The organism is Cupriavidus yeoncheonensis (genome assembly GCF_905397275.1).
Lineage (GTDB): Bacteria > Pseudomonadota > Gammaproteobacteria > Burkholderiales > Burkholderiaceae > Cupriavidus > Cupriavidus yeoncheonensis.
Window position 1 is genome coordinate 1 of sequence record NZ_CAJPUY010000015.1, and the last position, 19832, is coordinate 19832.

Genomic DNA, 19832 nt, shown 5'->3' on the forward strand with positions numbered 1-19832 from the left:
GGACACGCCGGTGCGCATCACGTCCATCGGGTGGGCCGAGGCGGGCACCCATTCCAGGGCGGCCTTGACGTTGGCGGGCAGGCCGCGCAGCGACTTCAGCTTGGTCTTGTACGCGGCCAGTTCGGCCTTGTTCGGCAGCTTGCCGTGGACCAGCAGGTGGGCGATTTCCTCGAACTCGCAGGCATCGGCCACGTCCAGGATGTCATAGCCGCGGTAGTGCAGGTCATTGCCGGTGCGGCCGACCGTGCACAGTGCGGTGTTACCGGCGGTCACGCCCGACAGGGCAACGGACTTCTTGGGCTTCGGCCCGGTCGGCTGAGGGGCTTCAGCGAGTGGCACGTTCTTGGTTGCGGACATCCTGTTCTCCTTGGGTATTGGTATTTGCCGGATGTTGTGCGGACGCGGAGGGTCGCGGCCTAGTCGAAGAACAACTCGGCCACGTTGTCCGGCAGCGGCGTGCCCGTGGCGTGGGCGCGCTGCAGCAGCGACCAGTAATAACGGTAGCTGGCGCGGTCATGCAGTTGGCCATCGTGCCGGATCGGGGCCCAGTTGTTCTCGTGGGCGGCCAGCAGGATCTGGCTGGCCGCGCCGATTTCCTCGATGCCTGGGCGGAACGCGGCGACGATCGGCTCGATCTGGCCCGGATGGATGCTCCACTTGCGCAGGTAGCCGAACTCGGAGCGCGCGCGCAGCGCGTCGTCGCCCGCGCGCTGCGGTGCCTGCACATCGGTGCTGACATTGTGCGAAGGCACCTTGCCATAACGGTGGCAGGCCGCCGAGATCTCCAGCATGGCCCGGCGGATCAGCGGGTGCTCGAACTGCTGCGGCGAGCGCATGGCTTCGCCGGGAATGGCACCGTGGTGGGCCGAGACGAAGTCCATCAGGCCGAAGCTCAGGCATTCGACCTGCACCAGCGAGGCGATATCGAAAGCCTGTTCGAGCGCGGCATGCGTCTCGATCAGCACATGAATCGGGATGTGGCGCGCAATGCCCGCCGCGCGTGCCGCCTGGTTGACGTGGTCGGTCACGCGGGCCACTTCGACGACATCGGTCACTTTCGGCACGACCACATAGGCCAGCCGGGCGCCGGCCGCGCGCACGAGCACGTCGACATCCTGCTTCCAGCTCGAATGGGCGGGATCGTGGATACGCACGCCTACGCGATTGTGGGCATTGAGCGGGCTGTTCACGAGCTTTGCGCACAGTTCGGCGTGCTCGCGTTCCAGCCCTACGGCGGCGCCGTCTTCGCAGTCAAAGGTGATGTCGAAGACGGGACCAAGCTCTTGCTGCAGGGCCAGCGACTTGAGCATCAGCTTTTCGCTGCCCGCGTAGTGATCGCACACCGGCAGCTGGATGGGGATGGCTTCGCCCTGGAACAGGACCTCGGAGGGATGCACTTGGATTCTGGTCAGAAAGTGATTGGGAGGCGGGCCGCCGGACAGGGGAGGGCCCAACAAAAAAACCGGAGCCCGCGCCGATTCTTGAATCGTTGCGGTGCTCCGGTTTCCCTAGCGGACAGGATCCGAAGATCAGCCGAGCAGGCGCTGCACGCCGGCCTTTTCTTCTTCCAGTTCGTTCAGGGTGATGTTGATCTTCTCGCGGCTGTAGTCGTCGATCTCCAGGCCCTTGACGATTTCGTACTTGCCGTTGGCGCAGGTGACCGGGTAGCCGAACATGGTGTCGGCCGGGATGCCGTATTCGCCGTTCGACGGGATGCCCATGGTGACGACCTTGCCGTTGGTGCCCAGCACCCAGTCATGCACGTGGTCGATGGCGGCATTGGCAGCCGAAGCGGCCGACGACAGGCCACGTGCCTCGATGATGGCGGCGCCGCGCTTGCCGACGGTCGGCAGGAACACGTCGTTGTTCCACACCGGGTCGTTGATCATGTCCTTGACGCTCTTGCCGTCGACGGTCGCGTAGCGGTAGTCGGCGTACATGGTCGGGCTGTGGTTGCCCCACACGAACATCTTCTCGATCGACGCCACCGGCTTGCCGGTCTTGGCGGCGATCTGCGACAGGGCACGGTTGTGGTCCAGGCGCAGCATCGCGGTGAAGTTCTCGCGCGGCAGGCTCGGGGCCGACTTCATGGCGATGTAGGCATTGGTGTTGGCCGGGTTGCCGACCACCAGCACCTTGACGTTGCGGCTTGCGACTTCGTCCAGTGCCTTGCCCTGCACCGTGAAGATCTGGGCGTTGGCTTCGAGCAGGTCCTTGCGTTCCATGCCCTTGCTGCGGGGACGGGCGCCCACCAGCAGGGCGACGTCGGCGTCCTTGAAAGCGACCTTCGGGTCATCGGTGATCACCACGCCAGCCAGCAGCGGGAAGGCGCAGTCTTCCAGTTCCATCACCACGCCCTTGACGGCCGCCTGGGCCTGGGGCAGGTCGAGCAGTTGGAGGATGACCGGCTGGTCTTTACCCAGCATATCGCCGTTGGCGATGCGGAACAGCAGGGAGTAGCCGATCTGGCCAGCGGCGCCGGTCACTGCGACGCGCATTGGGGCTTTAGCCATGAGTAAATCTCCAAACGAAAAGATGGGGGAAACCGGTCGGTGGCGTGCCGCGCAGGGGGAGGCACGTCACCGGGTGCTGGTTGTCGCCACAGCGGGGAGCAGCCGTCCGCCGGAACCAGGTGGCAAGGCCACTGGGCGGGACCGGTGAGGGAGAGCCACAACGGGTCATGGTGAGGCAACGAAGCGTAAGTCTACTGCGAAGCGGGGCGCATTAGCCAGATTGGACGGCTATCTTGTTTCTGTCACGCGTGCCGCCGGCGTGGACCAGCGCGAGTGTAGGCCGGGCCCCCCTCTATGTCAATTCATATGTCTTATATAAGACATAAGACATTTAACGTCAGGCTGGACGGACTTTGCCCTTTTGTGGTGAAATCCCCCCTATGTCCTCCCTGCCTACGTCCCTGACCGGCGCCTCCGCACCTGGAGCGCAGGATTCTGGCGCCGCCAGTTCCGGTGCCGGGGCGCAGCCATCGCCTTCGCACCAGCCGCCCGCCCTCGCCGCGGCCCACGCCGTGCCGTCGCCTACCTTCAGTCCGCTCTACCAGCAGATCAAGGCCCTGATCACGCGCAGCCTGCAATCGGGCGAGTGGAAGCCGGGCGAGATGATTCCCAGCGAAATGGAGCTGGCATCGCGCTACAAGGTCAGCCAGGGCACCGTGCGCAAGGCCATCGACGAACTCGCCGCCGAGAACCTCGTGGCGCGCCGGCAAGGCAAGGGTACCTTCGTCACCACCCACCACGAAGACGTGGTCAAGTTCCGCTTCCTGCGGCTGGTGCCGGACGAAGGGGAGCCACATTATGGCGCCAGCCATGTACTCGAGTGCAAGCGGCTGCGCGCGCCCGCGGAGATCGCGCGGCTGCTCGATATCCGTACTGGCGACAGCGTCGTGCAGATTCGCCGTGTGCTGACATTTTCGGGCGAGTCGACCGTGCTGGACGAGATCTGGCTGCTCGGTGCCAACTTCAAGGGGCTCACGGCAGAGAAGCTGACCGAGTGGAAGGGCCCCATGTACGCATTGTTCGAGGCCGAATTCGGTACCCGCATGATTCGGGCCTCTGAGAAAATCCGTGCGGTAGCCGCCGACGAGACGGCGGCTACCTTGCTGTCTGTTCCGGTCGGGTCGCCCCTTCTGTCGGTCGAGCGCGTGTCGTACACATATGGCGACCGTCCGGTCGAGGTTCGGCGCGGCCTGTATGTAACCACGCGCCACTATTACCAGAATGACCTGAGCTGAATGTCGCTGCCCGGCGAGTCTGCGTCGCGATTATTGCGATAATCGCCATGGTGGCTGCGGCTATTGCGTGACGAGGGTGGTTTTGGCGCTTCCCGAGTCGCTGTGTGCGATTGTCGGGCGCCGCCTGTCCGGGCCCGATAGCTGAAAATTATTGGTGCGGCGCGCAACAAAGGCGCTAAAATCTCATGGATTTGCCCCAATGCATTCTTTTGCATGCAGGGCAATGGCAGTTTCGTTTTTTGTTTACCGCAAATTGGGGTCTCGCATGGCTGAAGCCGTCAAACAAGCCAGGCCGGAGTTCCGGAATATCGGTATCTCGCAGATCGCGAAATACCGGTTGCCCTGGGCCGGCAAGGTATCCATCCTGCATCGCGTGAGCGGTGCCTTGATGTTCATCCTCCTTCCCTTCGTTCTGTACCTGTTTGAGCAGAGCATTACCTCCGAACTGAGCTTCGCAAAGTTCTCGGCACTGTTGTCCGGTGGCTTCGTCAAGCTGGTTGTGCTGGCCCTGATCTGGGGTTATCTGCATCACTTCTGCGCTGGTATCCGCTTCCTGCTGCTGGACGTGCACGTTGGCGTCTCCAAGCCCGCTTCGGCCAAGTCTGCCATCAGCGTGCTGGTTGTCAGCCTGCTGCTTACCCTGATTTTCGGCCTGAAGCTGTACGGCCTGTTCTGAGGAGAATCAAGGTGGCAAACAATAATATCGGTCCCAAGCGTCTTGTCGTCGGTGCGCACTACGGCCTGAAAGACTGGCTCGCGCAACGCGTCACGGCCGTGATCATGGTGGTCTTCACCGTGGTCCTGGCCATTGCTTTCCTGCTGTCGAACGGCGCTTCGTACGAAGCGTGGGCAGGGCTCTTCTCCAACCAGTGGATGAAGATCATCACGTTCTTGACCATCCTGTCGCTGCTGTATCACGCCTGGTTCGGCGTGCGCGATATCTGGATGGACTATGTGAAGCCGCTGGCCGTGCGCCTCGTGCTGCAAGTTCTTACGATTCTGTGGCTCGTCGGTTGTGCGGGCTACGCTGCTCAGATTCTCTGGAGGGTGTAATAAATGGTCGCAGTCAAGACTGGATTGCCGCGTCGCCGCTTTGACGTGGTCATCGTCGGTGCTGGCGGCGCCGGGATGCGCGCATCCCTCCAGCTCGCGGAAGCCGGCCTGAACGTGGCCGTGCTGTCCAAGGTGTTTCCGACCCGCTCGCACACCGTGGCGGCGCAGGGTGGCATCGGTGCTTCGCTCGGCAACATGAGCGAAGACAACTGGCACTATCACTTCTACGACACCATCAAGGGCTCCGACTGGCTGGGCGACCAGGACGCCATCGAGTTCATGTGCCGTGAAGCCCCGAAGGTCGTGTACGAGCTCGAGCACTTCGGCATGCCGTTCGACCGCAACCCGGACGGCACGATCTACCAGCGTCCGTTCGGCGGCCACACCGCCAACTACGGCGAGAAGCCCGTGCAGCGCGCCTGCGCCGCGGCGGACCGTACCGGCCATGCGCTGCTGCACACGCTGTACCAGCGCAACGTGCGCGCCAAGACCCACTTCTTCGTCGAATGGATGGCGCTGGACCTGATCCGCGACCAGGACGGCGACGTGCTGGGCGTGACCGCGCTGGAAATGGAAACCGGCGAGGTCTACATCCTCGAAGCCAAGACCACGCTGTTCGCGACCGGCGGTGCCGGCCGTATCTACGCGGCTTCGACCAATGCCTTCATCAACACCGGTGACGGCCTGGGCATGGCTGCACGCGCAGGCGTGCCGCTGGAAGACATGGAGTTCTGGCAATTCCACCCGACCGGCGTGGCCGGCGCGGGCGTGCTGATCACCGAAGGCGTGCGCGGCGAAGGCGGTATCCTGCGCAACAAGGACGGCGAGCGCTTCATGGAGCGCTATGCCCCGACGCTGAAGGATCTGGCGCCGCGTGACTTCGTGTCGCGCTCGATGGACCAGGAAATCAAGGAAGGCCGTGGCTGCGGCCCGAACGGCGACTACGTGCTGCTCGACCTGACCCACGTCGGCGCCGAGACCATCATGAAGCGCCTGCCGTCGATCCGCGAGATCGGCATGAAGTTCGCCAACGTCGACGCGATCAAGGAACCGATTCCCGTCGTCCCGACCATCCACTACCAGATGGGCGGCATTCCGACGAACTTCCATGGCCAGGTCGTGGTGCCGAAGAATGGCAACCCGAACGAAGTGCTCAACGGTTTCTACGCGATCGGCGAATGCTCGTGCGTGTCGGTGCACGGCGCCAACCGCCTGGGCACCAACTCGCTGCTCGACCTGGTGGTGTTCGGCCGCGCCGCCGGCAACCACATCATCGCGCAGAACCTGAAGCAGAAGGAACACAAGCCGCTGCCGGCGGATGCCGCCGACCTCGCGATGTCGCGCCTGGCCAAGCTGCAGGCCACGTCGTCGGGTGAATACACGCAGGACGTCGCCAACGACATCCGCAAGAACATGCAGTCGCATGCCGGCGTGTTCCGTACGCAGAAGCTGATGGACGAAGGCGTGGAGCGCATCCTGGAAGTGTCGGAGCGCGCCAACAGCATCCACCTGAAGGACAAGTCCAAGGTCTTCAACACCGCGCTGGTGGAAGCCCTGGAAGTGGCCAACCTGGTGGAAGTGGCCAAGGCCACCATGATCTCGGCGGCTGCCCGCAAGGAATCGCGCGGTGCCCACGCGCACAGCGACTTCCCGAACCGCGACGACCAGAACTGGCTCAAGCACACGCTGTTCTACAGCGAAGGCAACCGCCTCGACTACAAGCCGGTGAAGATGGAGCCGCTGACGGTGGAAAGCGTTCCGCCCAAGGCCCGTACCTTCTGAGCACCGCATCGTAGAGAAAACAGGACCCACAGAAATGAAGCGTATTTTCGAAGTCTACCGCTACGATCCGGACAAGGACGCGGCGCCTCGCATGCAGACCTACGAGGTCGAGCTCGACGGTCACGAGCGCATGCTGCTGGACGCGCTGGTCAAGCTGAAGAAGCTGGACGAGACCATCTCGTTCCGCCGCTCGTGCCGTGAAGGCGTGTGCGGTTCGGACGCGATGAACATCAACGGCAAGAACGGCCTGGCGTGCCTGACCAATATGCGCGAGCTGCCGGACCGCATCGTGCTGCGTCCGCTGCCCGGCCTGCCGGTCGTGCGCGACCTGATCGTCGACATGACGCAGTTCTTCAAGCAGTACAACTCGATCAAGCCGTTCCTGATCAACGACGAGCCGCCGCCCGAAAAGGAGCGCCTGCAGTCGCCCGAACAGCGCGACGAGCTCGACGGCCTGTACGAGTGCATTCTGTGCGCGAGCTGCTCGACGTCGTGCCCGTCGTTCTGGTGGAACCCGGACAAGTTCGTCGGTCCCGCTGGCCTGCTGCAGGCTTACCGCTTCATCGCGGACAGCCGTGACCAGGCCACCGGCGAGCGTCTGGACAACCTGAACGACCCGTACCGCCTGTTCCGCTGCCACAGCATCATGAACTGCGTCGATGTGTGCCCGAAGGGTCTGAACCCGACCAAGGCTATCGGCAAGATCAAAGAGCTGATGGTTCGCCGCGCAGTCTGATCCGGCGGAGTTCGAAGTAAAGAGCAGTTGTTGTAAGCGGCGCGTCAGCCTGAGCGGCAATATCAGGCGGGCGCGCCGGAAAGCAGGAAGCCATGACCGAGAGTCTCGCCACCATCTTCTCCCACCAGGCCGATCCACACAAACGCGCGCGTCTGCGCTGGCGTGCGCGCCGCGGCCTCCTGGAGAACGACATCATCGTCGAGCGATTTTTCAACCGTTACGAGGAGAGCCTGTCCGACGAGGACGTGGCTTCGCTGAGCACGCTGTTCGAACTCAGCGACAACGAGTTGATGGACCTGCTCCTTGCCCGCAAGGAGCTCGACGGTGAACTCGACACGCCCCCGATGCAGCGCATAATTGGCCTGCTGCGTTCGGTCTGAGTTTTTGGTCAATACTATTATTCACAGCATTTGAAGGATCCGACATGACGCCGTCCGATGTGAAAGCCACGCTATCGTTCTCCGATGGTTCCCCCAGCGTTGAGCTGCCGATCTACAAGGGCACCGTGGGCCCGGACGTGATCGACATTCGCAAGCTGTACGGCCAGACCGGCAAGTTCACCTACGACCCCGGTTTCATGTCGACGGCTTCGTGCAATTCGAAGATCACCTACATCGACGGCGACAAGGGCGAGCTGCTGTACCGCGGCTACCCGATCGAGCAGCTGGCGCAGAAGTGTGACCACCTCGAAACCTGCTACCTGCTGCTGAAGGGCGAGCTGCCCAACGCCAAGCAGAAGGAAGAGTTCACCGGCCACGTCATGAACCACACCATGGTTCATGAGCAGCTGCAGTTCTTCCTGCGCGGTTTCCGCCGCGACGCCCATCCGATGGCCGTGCTGACGGGCCTGGTGGGTGCGATGAGCGCGTTCTACCACGACGCGATGGATATCGATGATCCGCACCAGCGCGAGATCTCGGCCATCCGCCTGATCGCCAAGATGCCGACCATGGTCGCCATGGCGTACAAGTACAACATCGGCCAGCCGTACGTCTACCCGCAGAACGACCTGTCCTACTCGGGCAACTTCCTGCGCATGCTGTTCGGCACGCCGTGCGCCCCGTACACCGTCAACCCGGTGCTCGAACGCGCACTGGACCGCATCTTCATCCTGCACGCCGACCACGAGCAGAACGCCTCGACCTCGACCGTCCGTCTGGCCGGCTCGTCGGGCACCAACCCGTTCGCCGCCATCGCCGCGGGTGTGGCCTGCCTGTGGGGTCCGGCTCACGGCGGTGCCAACGAAGCCGCGCTGAAGATGCTGGAAGAGATCGGCAGCGTCGACAACATCGGCGAGTTCATCAAGCAGGTCAAGGACAAGAACTCGGGCGTGCGCCTGATGGGCTTTGGCCACCGCGTGTACAAGAACTACGATCCGCGCGCCAAGCTGATGCGCGAAACCTGCCATGAAGTGCTGAACGAGCTGGGCCTGCATAACGACCCGCTGTTCAAGCTCGCCATGGAACTGGAGAAGATTGCGCTGGAAGACGAGTACTTCGTCAGCCGCAAGCTGTACCCGAACGTCGACTTCTACTCGGGCATCGTCCAGCGCGCGCTGGGCATCCCGACGTCGCTGTTCACCTGCATCTTCGCGCTGGCTCGTACCCCGGGCTGGATCTCGCAGTGGGAAGAGATGATCACCGATCCGGAGTACAAGATCGGCCGTCCGCGCCAGCTGTTCAACGGCGCCGCCTCGCGCGACGTGCCGGACATGGCCAAGCGCTAAGCGCTGGCATTGCCTCCGGCTGCGCACTGCAGCAATCACAAACGCCCCGGCCCGCCGGGGCGTTTGTCTTTCTGGCGCCAGGCCATTTGTGCGATGCGGCGAACGTGGCGGCAGGAAATTGCACACTGAGTGGTGAGAAGCGCAATTTGTGGCGAAATGTGTCGCCATCAGCCAACTAAGTTCCGCATTTATTGTGCGATTTTCGCTTCCGGCGGGGAATTTGACCCTATAATGCGGGCTGCTCTGCCGATGGCAGCCGGGCCACCCTCCGGCAAGCCGTGCGGCAAGCGGGGCAGGCGACAGCGCTTGCGCAATAGAGAACGCATCAAACGTTGTCTTTCCGAACCATGCTCCCCTGATCCTTCCGGGGGCTGACACATGCCGGGCCCCGCATTCGCTGTCTTCTTGCCGGACCCGTCTTCCGCGTCTCGGACCTGGTTTCTTTGTCGTCCGCGGGGTGTAGTTCGATTGCGCAGGTCATGCTGTCTCTGCCCGTATGACCAAAATACCAATCGAGGAGCACCTGATGACGCTTTCCCGCCTTACGTCCATTTCGCTGGCCGCCGTGCTGGCTACCCTTGGCGCTGCCGCCAACGCCGAAACCGTGAAGATCGCCATTGCCGGCCCGATGAGCGGCTCGGTTGCCCAGTATGGCGACATGGTCAAGGCCGGTGCGCTGACCGCCATCGAACAGATCAACGCAGCCGGCGGCGCCGGCGGCAACAAGTTCGAAGCGGTGCTGATGGACGACGCCTGCGAGCCGAAGCAGGCCGTGGCCGTGGCCAACAAGATCGTCAGCCAGGGCATCAAGTATGTGATCGGCCACGTGTGCTCGGGCTCGACCATCCCGGCTTCGGACATCTACGAGAACGAAGGCATCGTGATGGTCACGCCGTCGGCCACCGCGCCGCAGCTGACCGAGGTCAAGAAGCGCAAGTTCATCTTCCGCACCATCGGTCGCGACGACCAGCAGGGTCCCGCCGCCGCCCAGTACATCATCGGCAAGGTCAAGCCGAAGAAGGTTGCCGTGCTGCACGACAAGCAGTCGTACGGCCAGGGCATCGCGACTTCGGTGAAGAAGGACCTGGAAGCCGCGAAGATTCCGGTGGCCGTGTTTGAAGGCATCAACGCCGGCGATTCGGACTACTCCGCCGTCATCACCAAGCTGAAGTCGCAGGGCGTGGACTTCGTCTACTTCGGCGGCTACCACCCGGAAATGGGCCTGCTGATGCGCCAGGCGCGCGAGCAGGGCGTGAAGGCCACCTTCATGGGTCCCGAAGGCGTGGGCAACAAGGACGTGACCGCCATTGCCGGCCCGGCCTCCGAAGGCATGCTGGTGACGCTGCCGGCAGACTTCTCCGCCGACCCGGCCAACGCCGGCCTGGTGAAGGCGTTCGCCGACAAGAAGCGCGATGCCAACGGTCCGTTCCAGATGCCGTCCTACGCCGCCGTCAAGATCATTGGCGACGCCATCGCCGGCGCCAAGAGTACCGATCCGGCCAAGGTCGCGGCGTACATGCACAAGAACGCCTTCCAGACCCCGATCGGCAAGGTCGAGTACGACGACAAGGGCGACCTGAAGTCCTTCAAGTTCGTGGTCTACACCTGGCACAAGGACGCCAGCAAGACCGCCGCCAACTAATCCCGGCACTTCCTCCGAAGCCATCCCGCGCCCTCAAAAGGGGCTGCGGGATGGCCTGCTTTCGGGCTTCGGTCTGGGCTTCGATTTCCTGAGGCTTTCCCCATGAACGAATTTCTTCCACAGTTCACCCAGCAGCTGGTCAACGGCCTGACGCTGGGTGCGATCTATGCGCTGATCGCCATTGGCTACACGATGGTCTACGGCATCATCGGCATGATCAATTTCGCCCACGGCGAGATCTACATGATCGGCGCCTACGTGGGCCTGGTCACCCTGACCGCCATCGGCGTGCAGGCCGGCTATCCCTTGCCGCTCGTGCTGGGTGCCGCGCTGCTGGTTTCCGTCGTGGTCACCGGCTGCTATGGCTTCGCGGTCGAGCGCGTGGCGTATCGCCCCTTGCGCGGCGGGCCGCGGCTGGTGCCGCTGATCTCGGCCATCGGCATGTCGATTTTCCTGCAGAACTACGTGCAGATCGGGCAGGGTGCGCGCGACGTGTCCGTGCCGATCCTGATCTCGGGCGCCATCGAATTCCAGATGGGCGGCGACTTCGTCGTCACCGTGCCGTATTCCCGCCTGCTGATCGTTGGCGTGACGCTGGTGCTGATGATCGCGCTGACGCTCTTCATCGGCCATTCGCGCATGGGCCGCGCCTGCCGCGCGTGCGCCGAAGACATGCGCATGGCGAACCTGCTCGGTATCGACACCAACCGCGTGATCTCGTTCACGTTCGTGCTCGGCGCGATGCTGGCGGCGGTCGGCGGCGTGCTGATCGGGCTGACCATCGGCAAGCTCAATCCGTTCATCGGCTTCATTGCCGGCATCAAGGCGTTCACGGCCGCGGTGCTGGGCGGCATCGGCAGCATCCCGGGCGCCATGCTTGGCGGCGTGCTGCTGGGGCTGGCCGAGACTTTCGCCTCCGGCTACATGCCGGCCGAATACAAGGACGTGGTGGCATTCAGCCTGCTGGTGCTGGTGCTGCTGTTCCGCCCGACCGGCCTGCTCGGCAAGCCGGACGTGGAAAAGGTCTGAGGGGGAACGCGACATGACAAACCGGACTTCTGCAATGCCCGCCGGGCAGTCCCTGAAGAATGCGCTGATGGCCGCCGTGATGACGGCCATCCTGACCATTCCCGTACTTGGCCTGCAGCTCAGGCTGGAAGGCTACAAGGTCGTGCTGGAGCCGCACTGGCGGCCGATGTGGATCGCCGTGGCGGCGGTCTTCCTGTTCCAGCTGTTCAAGCCGCTGCTGTCGCGCGCCGGCAATGCCGTGCGGCTGCCGGCCATGCCCCAGCTTGGCGTGGGCCAGCAACGCGCGGCGGTGTGGGTGCTGCTGGCCGTCGGGCTGGTGTGGCCGTTCTTCGGCTCGCGCGGCGCGGTGGACGTCGTTACGCTGGCGCTGATCTACGTGATCCTGGGGCTGGGCCTGAACATCGTGGTCGGCTTTGCCGGCCTGCTGGACCTGGGCTACGTGGGCTTCTACGCCGTGGGTGGCTACACCTACGCGATGCTGAACCAGTACTTCGGGCTCAGCTTCTGGGAATGCCTGCCGATCGCGGCGGCGATGTCGGCCACCTTCGGCTTCCTGCTCGGCTTCCCGGTGCTGCGCCTGCGCGGCGACTACCTGGCCATCGTGACGCTGGGCTTCGGCGAGATCATCCGCCTGCTCGCGCGCAATCTGACCGAGTACACCGGCGGTCCCGATGGCATCTCGGGCATTCCGAAGCCGACCGTGTTCGGCTTCGAGATGGCGCGCAGCGCCACCGTGGAGGGCGCACGCACGTTCCACGAGCTGATCGGCCTGGACTACAAGGGCGAGCACATGGTGATCTTCCTGTACCTGATCGCGCTGCTGCTGGTGGGCTTCACGCTGTTCGTCACCAGCCGCCTGATCCGCATGCCGATGGGCCGTGCGTGGGAAGCGCTGCGCGAGGACGAGATCGCGTGCCGTTCGCTGGGCCTGAACCCGACCCGCATCAAGCTGTCGGCGTTCACGCTGGGCGCGGCCTTTGCCGGCATCGGCGGCGCGTTCTTCGCGGCGCGCCAGGGGCTGGTCAACCCGGAATCGTTCACCTTCATCGAATCGGCGCTGGTGCTGGCCGTGGTGGTGCTCGGCGGCATGGGCTCGCAGCTGGGCGTGATCCTGGCGGCGATCCTGCTGACCGTGCTGCCCGAAGTGGCGCGCGGCTTTGCCGAGTACCGGATGCTGATATTCGGCCTGGTGATGGTGCTGATGATGATGTGGCGTCCGCAGGGCCTGCTGCCCGCGAGCCGTCCGCACGTGGAGCTTCCGCGATGACTAGTGTGCAACAAGCCGAACTGCTGAAAGTTTCCGGCCTGCAGATGCGCTTCGGCGGTCTGCTGGCGGTGGACGGTATCGAATTCGACGTGAAGCGCGACGAGGTCTTCGCGATCATCGGCCCGAACGGCGCCGGCAAGACCACGGTGTTCAACTGCGTGGGCGGCTTCTACAAGCCGACGGCGGGCGAGGTCACGATGGATGGCCACGCCATCGCCGGGCTGCCGAGCCATATGGTGGCGCGCAAGGGCCTGGTGCGCACGTTCCAGAACATCCGCCTGTTCAAGAACCTGACCGTGGTGGAGAACTTGCTGGTGGCGCAACACCTGCAGGTGCAGTCGGGCCTTCTGCGCGGGCTGTTCGCCACGCCGGCCTACCGCCGCGCCGAACGCGAAGCGCTGCAGCGTGCCGCCGACTGGCTGGAACGCATGGGCCTGACCAAGGTCGCCAACCGCGAGGCGGGCACGCTGTCGTACGGCCACCAGCGCCGGCTGGAGATCGCGCGCTGCATGATCACCAAGCCGCGCCTGCTGATGCTCGATGAGCCGGCCGCCGGCCTGAACCCGCAGGAGAAGATCGAGCTGTCGCAGCTGATCGACCAGTTGCGCAAGGAGTACGGCATTGCCGTGCTGCTGATCGAGCACGATATGAGCCTGGTGATGGGCGTGTCGGACCGCATCCTGGTGATGGAGCACGGCAAGCCGATCGTGATCGGCAAGCCCGAGGAAGTGCGCAACGACCCGCGCGTGATCAAGGCCTACCTGGGAGAGGACTGATGCTGAAGCTGGAACAGGTCCATACCCACTACGGCGCCGTCGAGGCGCTGTCGGGCGTATCGATCGAAGTCAACAAGGGGGAGATCGTCACCCTGATCGGCAGCAACGGCGCCGGCAAGACGACGCTGATGATGACCGTGTGCGGCTCGCCGCGCGCCTCGAGCGGCCGCGTGCTGTTCGAGGGGCAGGACATCACCGGCCGCTCCACGCACGAGATCATGCGCATGGGCATGGCCATCTCGCCGGAAGGGCGGCGCGTGTTCCCGAGCCTGACGGTGCTCGAGAACCTGAAGATGGGTGCGTTCTTCGCCAGGCGCGACGAGATCGAGGCCGGCATCGAGCATGTGTTCAAGCTGTTTCCGCGGCTGAACCAGCGCTCGGGCCAGCGCGCGGGCACCATGTCGGGCGGCGAGCAGCAGATGCTGGCGATCGGCCGCGCGCTGATGAGCCGGCCGCGCCTGCTGTTGCTGGACGAGCCCACGCTCGGCCTGGCGCCGCTGATCATCGCGCAGATCTTCGACATCATCCGCACCATCCGTGAAGAAGGCGTCACTGTGTTCCTGGTCGAGCAGAACGCCAACAAGGCGCTGCAGGTGGCCGACCGCGGCTACGTGCTGGAAACCGGCAAGGTGGTGCTGGCCGATACCGGCGCCAACCTGCTGGCCAACGACCGGATCAAGGCAGCCTACCTGGGCGGCTGATCCTGCTCCCCTCGGTTCCCGTGCGGGAGCGAGGGGGCAGAAACGCTTTCGCCATCCGCGAAAGCCCCCTTTCGCCAATCGCGGCGCGGCGCAATGCTGTGCCGGGGCCGGCCTGCGCCGGTCCCGTGGCATAATCGCTTGAGAAGTCAAGCATCGCAAAAAGCGCTCGCTTCGGGCGGCTTCCGGCGTCATCATCGCCGTTGTCGTCACGGTGTCCTGCCCCCGGCAACGAGGCGGCCGGACAACAAAAGATCCCTGCAAACAACCTGCGCGGCACCGCGCCATTTCCACCGGAACTGGACGCTGGCCGCCCCCTGCATCATGGCCAAGACGCTCTACGACAAACTCTGGGATGACCACACCGTCCACGTCGAGGAAGACGGCACCACGCTGCTCTACATCGACCGCCACCTGCTGCATGAAGTCACCAGCCCGCAGGCGTTCGAAGGCCTGAAAATGGCGGAGCGCCCGGTGTGGCGCATCAGCGCCAACCTGGCGGTGTCGGACCACAACGTGCCCACGACTGATCGCACCCAGGGCATCGCCGACCCGGTGTCCAAACTGCAGGTCGATACGCTGGACGCCAACTGCGACAGCTTCGGCATTACCCAGTTCAAGATGAACGATCATCGCCAGGGCATCGTGCACGTGATCGGGCCGGAGCAGGGCGCCACGCTGCCGGGCATGACGGTGGTGTGCGGCGACTCGCATACCTCCACGCACGGGGCCTTCGGCGCGCTCGCGCACGGCATCGGCACGTCGGAAGTCGAACACGTGCTGGCCACGCAGACGCTGCTGGGCAAGAAGGCGAAGAACATGCTGGTCAGCGTGGAAGGCAAGCTGCCGCGCGGCTGCACCGCCAAGGACATCGTGCTGGCGATCATCGGCAAGATCGGCACGGCCGGCGGCACCGGCTACACCATCGAGTTCGCCGGCTCCGCGATCCGCGACCTGACCATGGAAGGCCGCATGACGGTCTGCAACATGGCCATCGAAGCCGGCGCGCGAGCGGGGCTGGTGGCGGTGGACAACGTCACGCTCGAATACGTGAAGGGCCGCCCGTACGCACCGCAGGGCGTGGAGTGGGAGCAGGCCGTGGGCTACTGGCGCACGCTGCATTCGGACGCCGGCGCCAAGTTCGACCAGGTGGTGGAACTGCGTGCCGAAGAGATCCGCCCGCAGGTGACCTGGGGCACCTCGCCCGAGATGGTGGTCAGCATCGAAGACCGCGTGCCGGACCCCGAGAAGGAAAAGGACCCGACCAGGCGCAACGCCATGGAGCGCGCGCTCGAATACATGAACCTGCAGCCCAACGTGCCGATGGAAAGCATCAAGGTTGACAAGGTGTTCATTGGTTCCTGCACCAACAGCCGCATCGAGGACATGCGCGCCGCCGCGTGGGTGGTGCAGAAGCTGGGCCGCAAGGTCGCGTCCAACGTGAAGCTGGCGATGGTGGTGCCGGGTTCGGGCCTGGTCAAGGAACAGGCAGAGCGCGAAGGGCTGGACAAGGTCTTCAAGGCCGCGGGTTTCGAGTGGCGCGAGCCGGGCTGCTCGATGTGCCTGGCCATGAATGCCGACCGCCTGGATCCGGGCGAGCGCTGCGCGTCGACGTCGAACCGCAACTTCGAAGGCCGGCAGGGCGCGGGTGGCCGCACTCACCTGGTGAGCCCGGCGATGGCTGCCGCGGCTGCCATCGAAGGCCATTTCGTCGATATCCGCAAGCTCGGTTGAGGACGCGATGAAACGGATCCTGATCGCATTGCTGGCATGCCTGGGCATGCTGCAGCTGGCTGGCTGCAATACCATGGCCGGCCTGGGCAAGGACACGCAGGCCGCCGGCAACTCCCTTGAGCGCGCGGCCAAGAAGTAAGGAAAGAGACATGGACAAGTTCACCGTACACAGCGGCCTCGTGGCCCCTCTCGACCGCGAGAACGTCGACACCGACGCCATCATCCCGAAGCAGTTCCTGAAGTCGATCCAGCGCACCGGCTTTGGCCCGAACCTGTTCGACGAGTGGCGCTACAAGGACGTCGGCGAGCCCGGCATGGACAACAGCAAGCGTCCGCTGAACCCGGACTTCGTGCTGAACCAGCCGCGCTACCAGGGCGCGTCGATCCTGCTGGCGCGCCGCAACTTCGGCTGCGGCAGCTCGCGCGAGCACGCTCCCTGGGCGCTGACGCAATACGGCTTCCGCGCCGTGATCGCGCCGAGCTTTGCCGACATCTTCTTCAACAACTGCTACAAGAACGGCCTGCTGCCGGTGGTGCTGAGCGAGTTGCAGGTCGACCACCTGATCAACGAGACCAATGCCTTCAACGGCTACAAGCTGACCATCGACCTGGACAAGCAAGTCGTGATCACGCCGGGCGGCGAGGCCTACAGCTTCGATATCGCTCCGTTCCGCAAGTACTGCATGCTGAACGGCTTCGACGACATCGGCCTGACGCTGCGTCATGCCGAGAAGATCAAGACGTATGAAGCCGAACGCGTGGCGAAGATGCCGTGGCTGAACAACCGCCTGGTCGGGTGAGCGCGGCAGCAGAAATCAAACGAGGAAAAACAGCATGAAGATCGCAGTCCTGCCGGGTGACGGCATCGGTCCGGAAATCGTTGCCGAGGCCGTCAAGGTCCTGAACGCCCTCGACGAAAAGTTCGAGATGGAAACCGCCCCGGTGGGCGGCGCCGGTTACGAGGCCGAAGGCCATCCGCTGCCGGAAAACACGCTGAAGCTCGCCAAGGAGGCCGACGCCATCCTGTTCGGCGCCGTGGGCGACTGGAAGTACGACAGCCTGGAGCGCGCGCTGCGCCCCGAGCAGGCCATCCTGGGCCTGCGCAAGCACCTGCAGCTGTTCGCCAACTTCCGCCCGGCCATCTGCTACCCGGAACTGACCGGCGCATCGAGCCTGAAGCCGGAACTGGTGGCGGGCCTCGACATCCTGATCGTGCGCGAGTTGAATGGCGACATCTACTTCGGCCAGCCGCGCGGCGTGCGCGAGGCGCCGGACGGCCTGTTCAAGGGCGCCCGCGAAGGCTTTGACACCATGCGCTACAGCGAACCGGAAATCCGCCGCATCGCGCACGTGGCGTTCCAGGCAGCGGCCAAGCGCGGCAAAAAGCTGTGCAGCGTGGACAAGGCTAACGTGCTGGAGACCTTCCAGTTCTGGAAGGACATCGTGATCGACGTCAGCAAGGAATATCCGGACGTCGAGCTGTCGCACATGTATGTCGACAACGCCGCGATGCAGCTGGTCAAGGCGCCCAAGAGCTTCGACGTGATCGTGACCGGCAATATGTTCGGCGACATCCTGTCGGACGAGGCCGCCATGCTGACCGGTTCGATCGGCATGCTGCCGTCGGCATCGCTCGATGCGAACAACAAGGGCCTGTACGAGCCGTCGCACGGCTCGGCGCCCGACATTGCCGGCAAGGGCATCGCCAATCCGCTGGCTACGATCCTGTCGGCCGCGATGATGCTGCGCTACTCGCTGGACAAGGCCGAACAGGCCGACCGCATCGAGAACGCCGTCAAGAAGGTGCTGGCCCAGGGCTACCGCACGGCCGACATTGTCACGCCGGGCTGCAAGCAGGTCGGCACGCGTGAAATGGGCGAAGCCGTACTGGCCGCTCTGTAAGTCACAATCCGGGAAAGGCGCTGCGCGGCAGCGCCTTTTCTTTTATTTGTCCCCGATTTTCCACGCTGCGGCGGCGCCGCAAATTCGTGTAGACTCTGCCAATGGCCCGATTTTCCCAGTCCACCCTGACTGCTGTTGCTGCCCTGACCGCTACCCGCGGCCCGGTCGGCACGATTTCGCTCGGCCAGACCGCAACGACGATTAAAACTATTATCAAAACCGCGATCGCCTAGATCCGTTCGTCGTGCCTGCCCGTCTTCCCCGCGCAGCCACGCCGGGCGAGGAAAATGGCGGGGAAGTAAAAATCACATCGAGGTAAATCATGATTGTAGGTCTCGTCGGTTGGCGGGGAATGGTCGGCAGCGTCCTGATGCAGCGCATGCAGGAAGAGCGTGACTTCGACCATATCGAGCCCGTCTTCTTCAGCACGTCCAATGCCGGCGGCAAGGCGCCCGCCATGGCCAAGAACGAAACCACGCTCAAGGATGCCAACGACATCGAGGCACTGAAGAAGTGCGACGTGGTGCTGACCGCCCAGGGCGGCGACTACACCAATGAAGTCTTCCCCAAGCTGCGCGCGGCTGGCTGGAAGGGCTACTGGATCGACGCGGCTTCGTCGCTGCGCATGAAGGACGATGCCATCATCGTGCTGGATCCGGTGAACCAGGGTGTGATCAAGGATGCCCTGTCCAAGGGCGTGAAGAATTTCATCGGCGGCAACTGCACGGTCAGCTGCATGCTGATCGGCCTCGGCGGCCTGTTCCAGGCCGACATGGTCGAGTGGATGACCTCGATGACCTACCAGGCTGCCTCGGGCGGCGGTGCGCAGCATATGCGCGAACTGCTGACGCAGTTCGGCACGCTGAACGCGTCGGTCAAGCCGCTGCTGGACAACCCGGCATCGGCCATCCTGGAAATCGACCGCCAGATCCTGGCGACGCAGCACGGCCTGTCCGCCGAGGAAACCAAGCAGTTCGGCGTGCCGCTGGCCGGCAACCTGATTCCCTGGATCGACAAGGACCTGGGCAACGGCCAGTCGAAGGAAGAATGGAAGGGCGGCGCCGAGACCAACAAGATCCTTGGCCGCGGCGAAGGTTTCCTGGGTGCCACGGGCGCGACCCCGATCGCCGTGGACGGCCTGTGCGTGCGCATCGGCGCCATGCGCTGCCATTCGCAGGCGCTGACCATCAAGCTGCGCAAGGACGTGCCGCTGGACGAGATCGAAGGCATGCTCGCCGCGCACAACCAGTGGGCCAAGGTCGTGCCGAACACGCGCGAGTCCAGCATGACGGACCTGACCCCGGCTGCGGTGACCGGCACGCTGACCATTCCGGTCGGCCGCCTGCGCAAGATGCAGATGGGCGGCGAGTACCTCTCCGCCTTCACGGTGGGCGACCAGCTGCTGTGGGGCGCGGCCGAGCCGCTGCGCCGTATGCTGCGCATTCTGATCGAGTCCTGATCCCCGGAATCGACCTTCCGAGGCCTGGCGGCTTTCGTTGCGGCCAGGCAACAGATACCACGGCTTTGCCCGCGACGCCGCGCCCATGCGCGGCGTTGTTACATCTGAGCGCCTATTTCTCCGGGCGATGCGTCACAATACGCCGGCATGCGTCTGCGTGCCGGCCCTCGCGTCGGCACTCGGGGTGCAATCTGGCGACGGGCGCACGAGAATGCCCGCTAGCCGGAGCGAATGCTTTGGGGTCGGGTTTCTATCGCTACTAAAACCATAACGGAGCACA

General features: G+C 64.1%; 20 protein-coding genes. 17 read left to right on the forward strand and 3 right to left on the reverse strand.

Annotated elements, in window-relative coordinates:
- From KHO22_RS20200 to KHO22_RS20210, 3 genes are all read right to left on the reverse strand, one after another.
- Nucleotides 1-357: citrate/2-methylcitrate synthase (locus tag KHO22_RS20200; RefSeq protein WP_275950843.1), on the reverse strand; the 357-nt coding region annotated here is incomplete at its 3' end.
- A 59-nt stretch (nucleotides 358-416) separates the two neighbouring features.
- A complete protein-coding gene (locus KHO22_RS20205; protein ID WP_211948955.1) occupies nucleotides 417-1397 on the reverse strand; it encodes an HpcH/HpaI aldolase/citrate lyase family protein in 981 nt (326 codons plus the stop codon).
- A gap of 132 nt (nucleotides 1398-1529) precedes the next feature.
- Nucleotides 1530-2513 (reverse strand): malate dehydrogenase, encoded by a 984-nt coding sequence (locus KHO22_RS20210; protein WP_211948956.1) that lies wholly within the window; start codon nucleotides 2511-2513, stop codon nucleotides 1530-1532.
- Between the two features lie 380 nt (nucleotides 2514-2893).
- Here KHO22_RS20210 and KHO22_RS20215 point away from each other — a divergent pair, with 380 nt between their 5' ends.
- From KHO22_RS20215 to asd, 17 genes are all read left to right on the forward strand, one after another.
- Nucleotides 2894-3748 carry a GntR family transcriptional regulator gene (locus KHO22_RS20215; protein WP_211948957.1) on the forward strand — a complete coding sequence of 285 codons (855 nt, stop codon included), beginning with the start codon at nucleotides 2894-2896 and terminating at the stop codon, nucleotides 3746-3748.
- Between the two features lie 265 nt (nucleotides 3749-4013).
- Nucleotides 4014-4424 (forward strand): succinate dehydrogenase, cytochrome b556 subunit, encoded by a 411-nt coding sequence (gene sdhC, locus KHO22_RS20220; protein ID WP_211948958.1) that lies wholly within the window; start codon nucleotides 4014-4016, stop codon nucleotides 4422-4424.
- Between the two features lie 11 nt (nucleotides 4425-4435).
- A complete protein-coding gene (gene sdhD / locus KHO22_RS20225; RefSeq protein WP_211948959.1) occupies nucleotides 4436-4801 on the forward strand; it encodes a succinate dehydrogenase, hydrophobic membrane anchor protein in 366 nt (121 codons plus the stop codon).
- Between the two features lie 3 nt (nucleotides 4802-4804).
- Complete coding sequence (gene sdhA, locus KHO22_RS20230; RefSeq protein WP_211948960.1) at nucleotides 4805-6583, forward strand: succinate dehydrogenase flavoprotein subunit; 1779 nt, start codon at nucleotides 4805-4807, stop codon at nucleotides 6581-6583.
- Between the two features lie 34 nt (nucleotides 6584-6617).
- On the forward strand, nucleotides 6618-7319 hold the full coding sequence (locus KHO22_RS20235) for a succinate dehydrogenase iron-sulfur subunit (RefSeq protein WP_211948961.1): 702 nt from the start codon (nucleotides 6618-6620) through the stop codon (nucleotides 7317-7319).
- A gap of 92 nt (nucleotides 7320-7411) precedes the next feature.
- Nucleotides 7412-7699 carry an FAD assembly factor SdhE gene (locus tag KHO22_RS20240; RefSeq protein ID WP_211948962.1) on the forward strand — a complete coding sequence of 96 codons (288 nt, stop codon included), beginning with the start codon at nucleotides 7412-7414 and terminating at the stop codon, nucleotides 7697-7699.
- A 44-nt stretch (nucleotides 7700-7743) separates the two neighbouring features.
- Complete coding sequence (gene gltA, locus KHO22_RS20245) at nucleotides 7744-9045, forward strand: citrate synthase (RefSeq protein WP_211948963.1); 1302 nt, start codon at nucleotides 7744-7746, stop codon at nucleotides 9043-9045.
- A 526-nt stretch (nucleotides 9046-9571) separates the two neighbouring features.
- Entirely contained in the window at nucleotides 9572-10687 is a 1116-nt protein-coding gene (locus KHO22_RS20250; RefSeq protein ID WP_211948964.1) for a branched-chain amino acid ABC transporter substrate-binding protein, read from the forward strand.
- Nucleotides 10688-10789: 102 nt separating this feature from the next.
- The gene (livH, locus tag KHO22_RS20255; protein WP_211948965.1) at nucleotides 10790-11716 is read left to right on the forward strand and encodes a high-affinity branched-chain amino acid ABC transporter permease LivH; all 927 of its coding nucleotides are present in this window, start codon (nucleotides 10790-10792) and stop codon (nucleotides 11714-11716) included.
- Between the two features lie 13 nt (nucleotides 11717-11729).
- Nucleotides 11730-12983 carry a high-affinity branched-chain amino acid ABC transporter permease LivM gene (locus KHO22_RS20260; protein WP_211948966.1) on the forward strand — a complete coding sequence of 418 codons (1254 nt, stop codon included), beginning with the start codon at nucleotides 11730-11732 and terminating at the stop codon, nucleotides 12981-12983.
- Nucleotides 12980-13759 carry a high-affinity branched-chain amino acid ABC transporter ATP-binding protein LivG gene (gene livG / locus KHO22_RS20265; RefSeq protein ID WP_211948967.1) on the forward strand — a complete coding sequence of 260 codons (780 nt, stop codon included), beginning with the start codon at nucleotides 12980-12982 and terminating at the stop codon, nucleotides 13757-13759. The genes KHO22_RS20260 and livG overlap by 4 nt, the downstream gene beginning before the upstream one ends.
- Nucleotides 13759-14460 carry an ABC transporter ATP-binding protein gene (locus KHO22_RS20270; RefSeq protein WP_211948968.1) on the forward strand — a complete coding sequence of 234 codons (702 nt, stop codon included), beginning with the start codon at nucleotides 13759-13761 and terminating at the stop codon, nucleotides 14458-14460. The genes livG and KHO22_RS20270 overlap by 1 nt, the downstream gene beginning before the upstream one ends.
- A gap of 321 nt (nucleotides 14461-14781) precedes the next feature.
- Nucleotides 14782-16191 carry a 3-isopropylmalate dehydratase large subunit gene (gene leuC, locus KHO22_RS20275; protein ID WP_211948969.1) on the forward strand — a complete coding sequence of 470 codons (1410 nt, stop codon included), beginning with the start codon at nucleotides 14782-14784 and terminating at the stop codon, nucleotides 16189-16191.
- 7 nt (nucleotides 16192-16198) lie between these two features.
- Nucleotides 16199-16330, forward strand: coding sequence for an entericidin A/B family lipoprotein (locus KHO22_RS20280; protein ID WP_211948970.1), 132 nt, complete (start codon nucleotides 16199-16201; stop codon nucleotides 16328-16330).
- A 10-nt stretch (nucleotides 16331-16340) separates the two neighbouring features.
- On the forward strand, nucleotides 16341-16991 hold the full coding sequence (gene leuD / locus KHO22_RS20285; protein ID WP_211948971.1) for a 3-isopropylmalate dehydratase small subunit: 651 nt from the start codon (nucleotides 16341-16343) through the stop codon (nucleotides 16989-16991).
- 34 nt (nucleotides 16992-17025) lie between these two features.
- On the forward strand, nucleotides 17026-18093 hold the full coding sequence (gene leuB / locus KHO22_RS20290; RefSeq protein WP_211948972.1) for a 3-isopropylmalate dehydrogenase: 1068 nt from the start codon (nucleotides 17026-17028) through the stop codon (nucleotides 18091-18093).
- Between the two features lie 322 nt (nucleotides 18094-18415).
- Complete coding sequence (gene asd, locus KHO22_RS20295; RefSeq protein WP_211948973.1) at nucleotides 18416-19552, forward strand: aspartate-semialdehyde dehydrogenase; 1137 nt, start codon at nucleotides 18416-18418, stop codon at nucleotides 19550-19552.
- Nucleotides 19553-19832 lie beyond the last annotated feature (280 nt).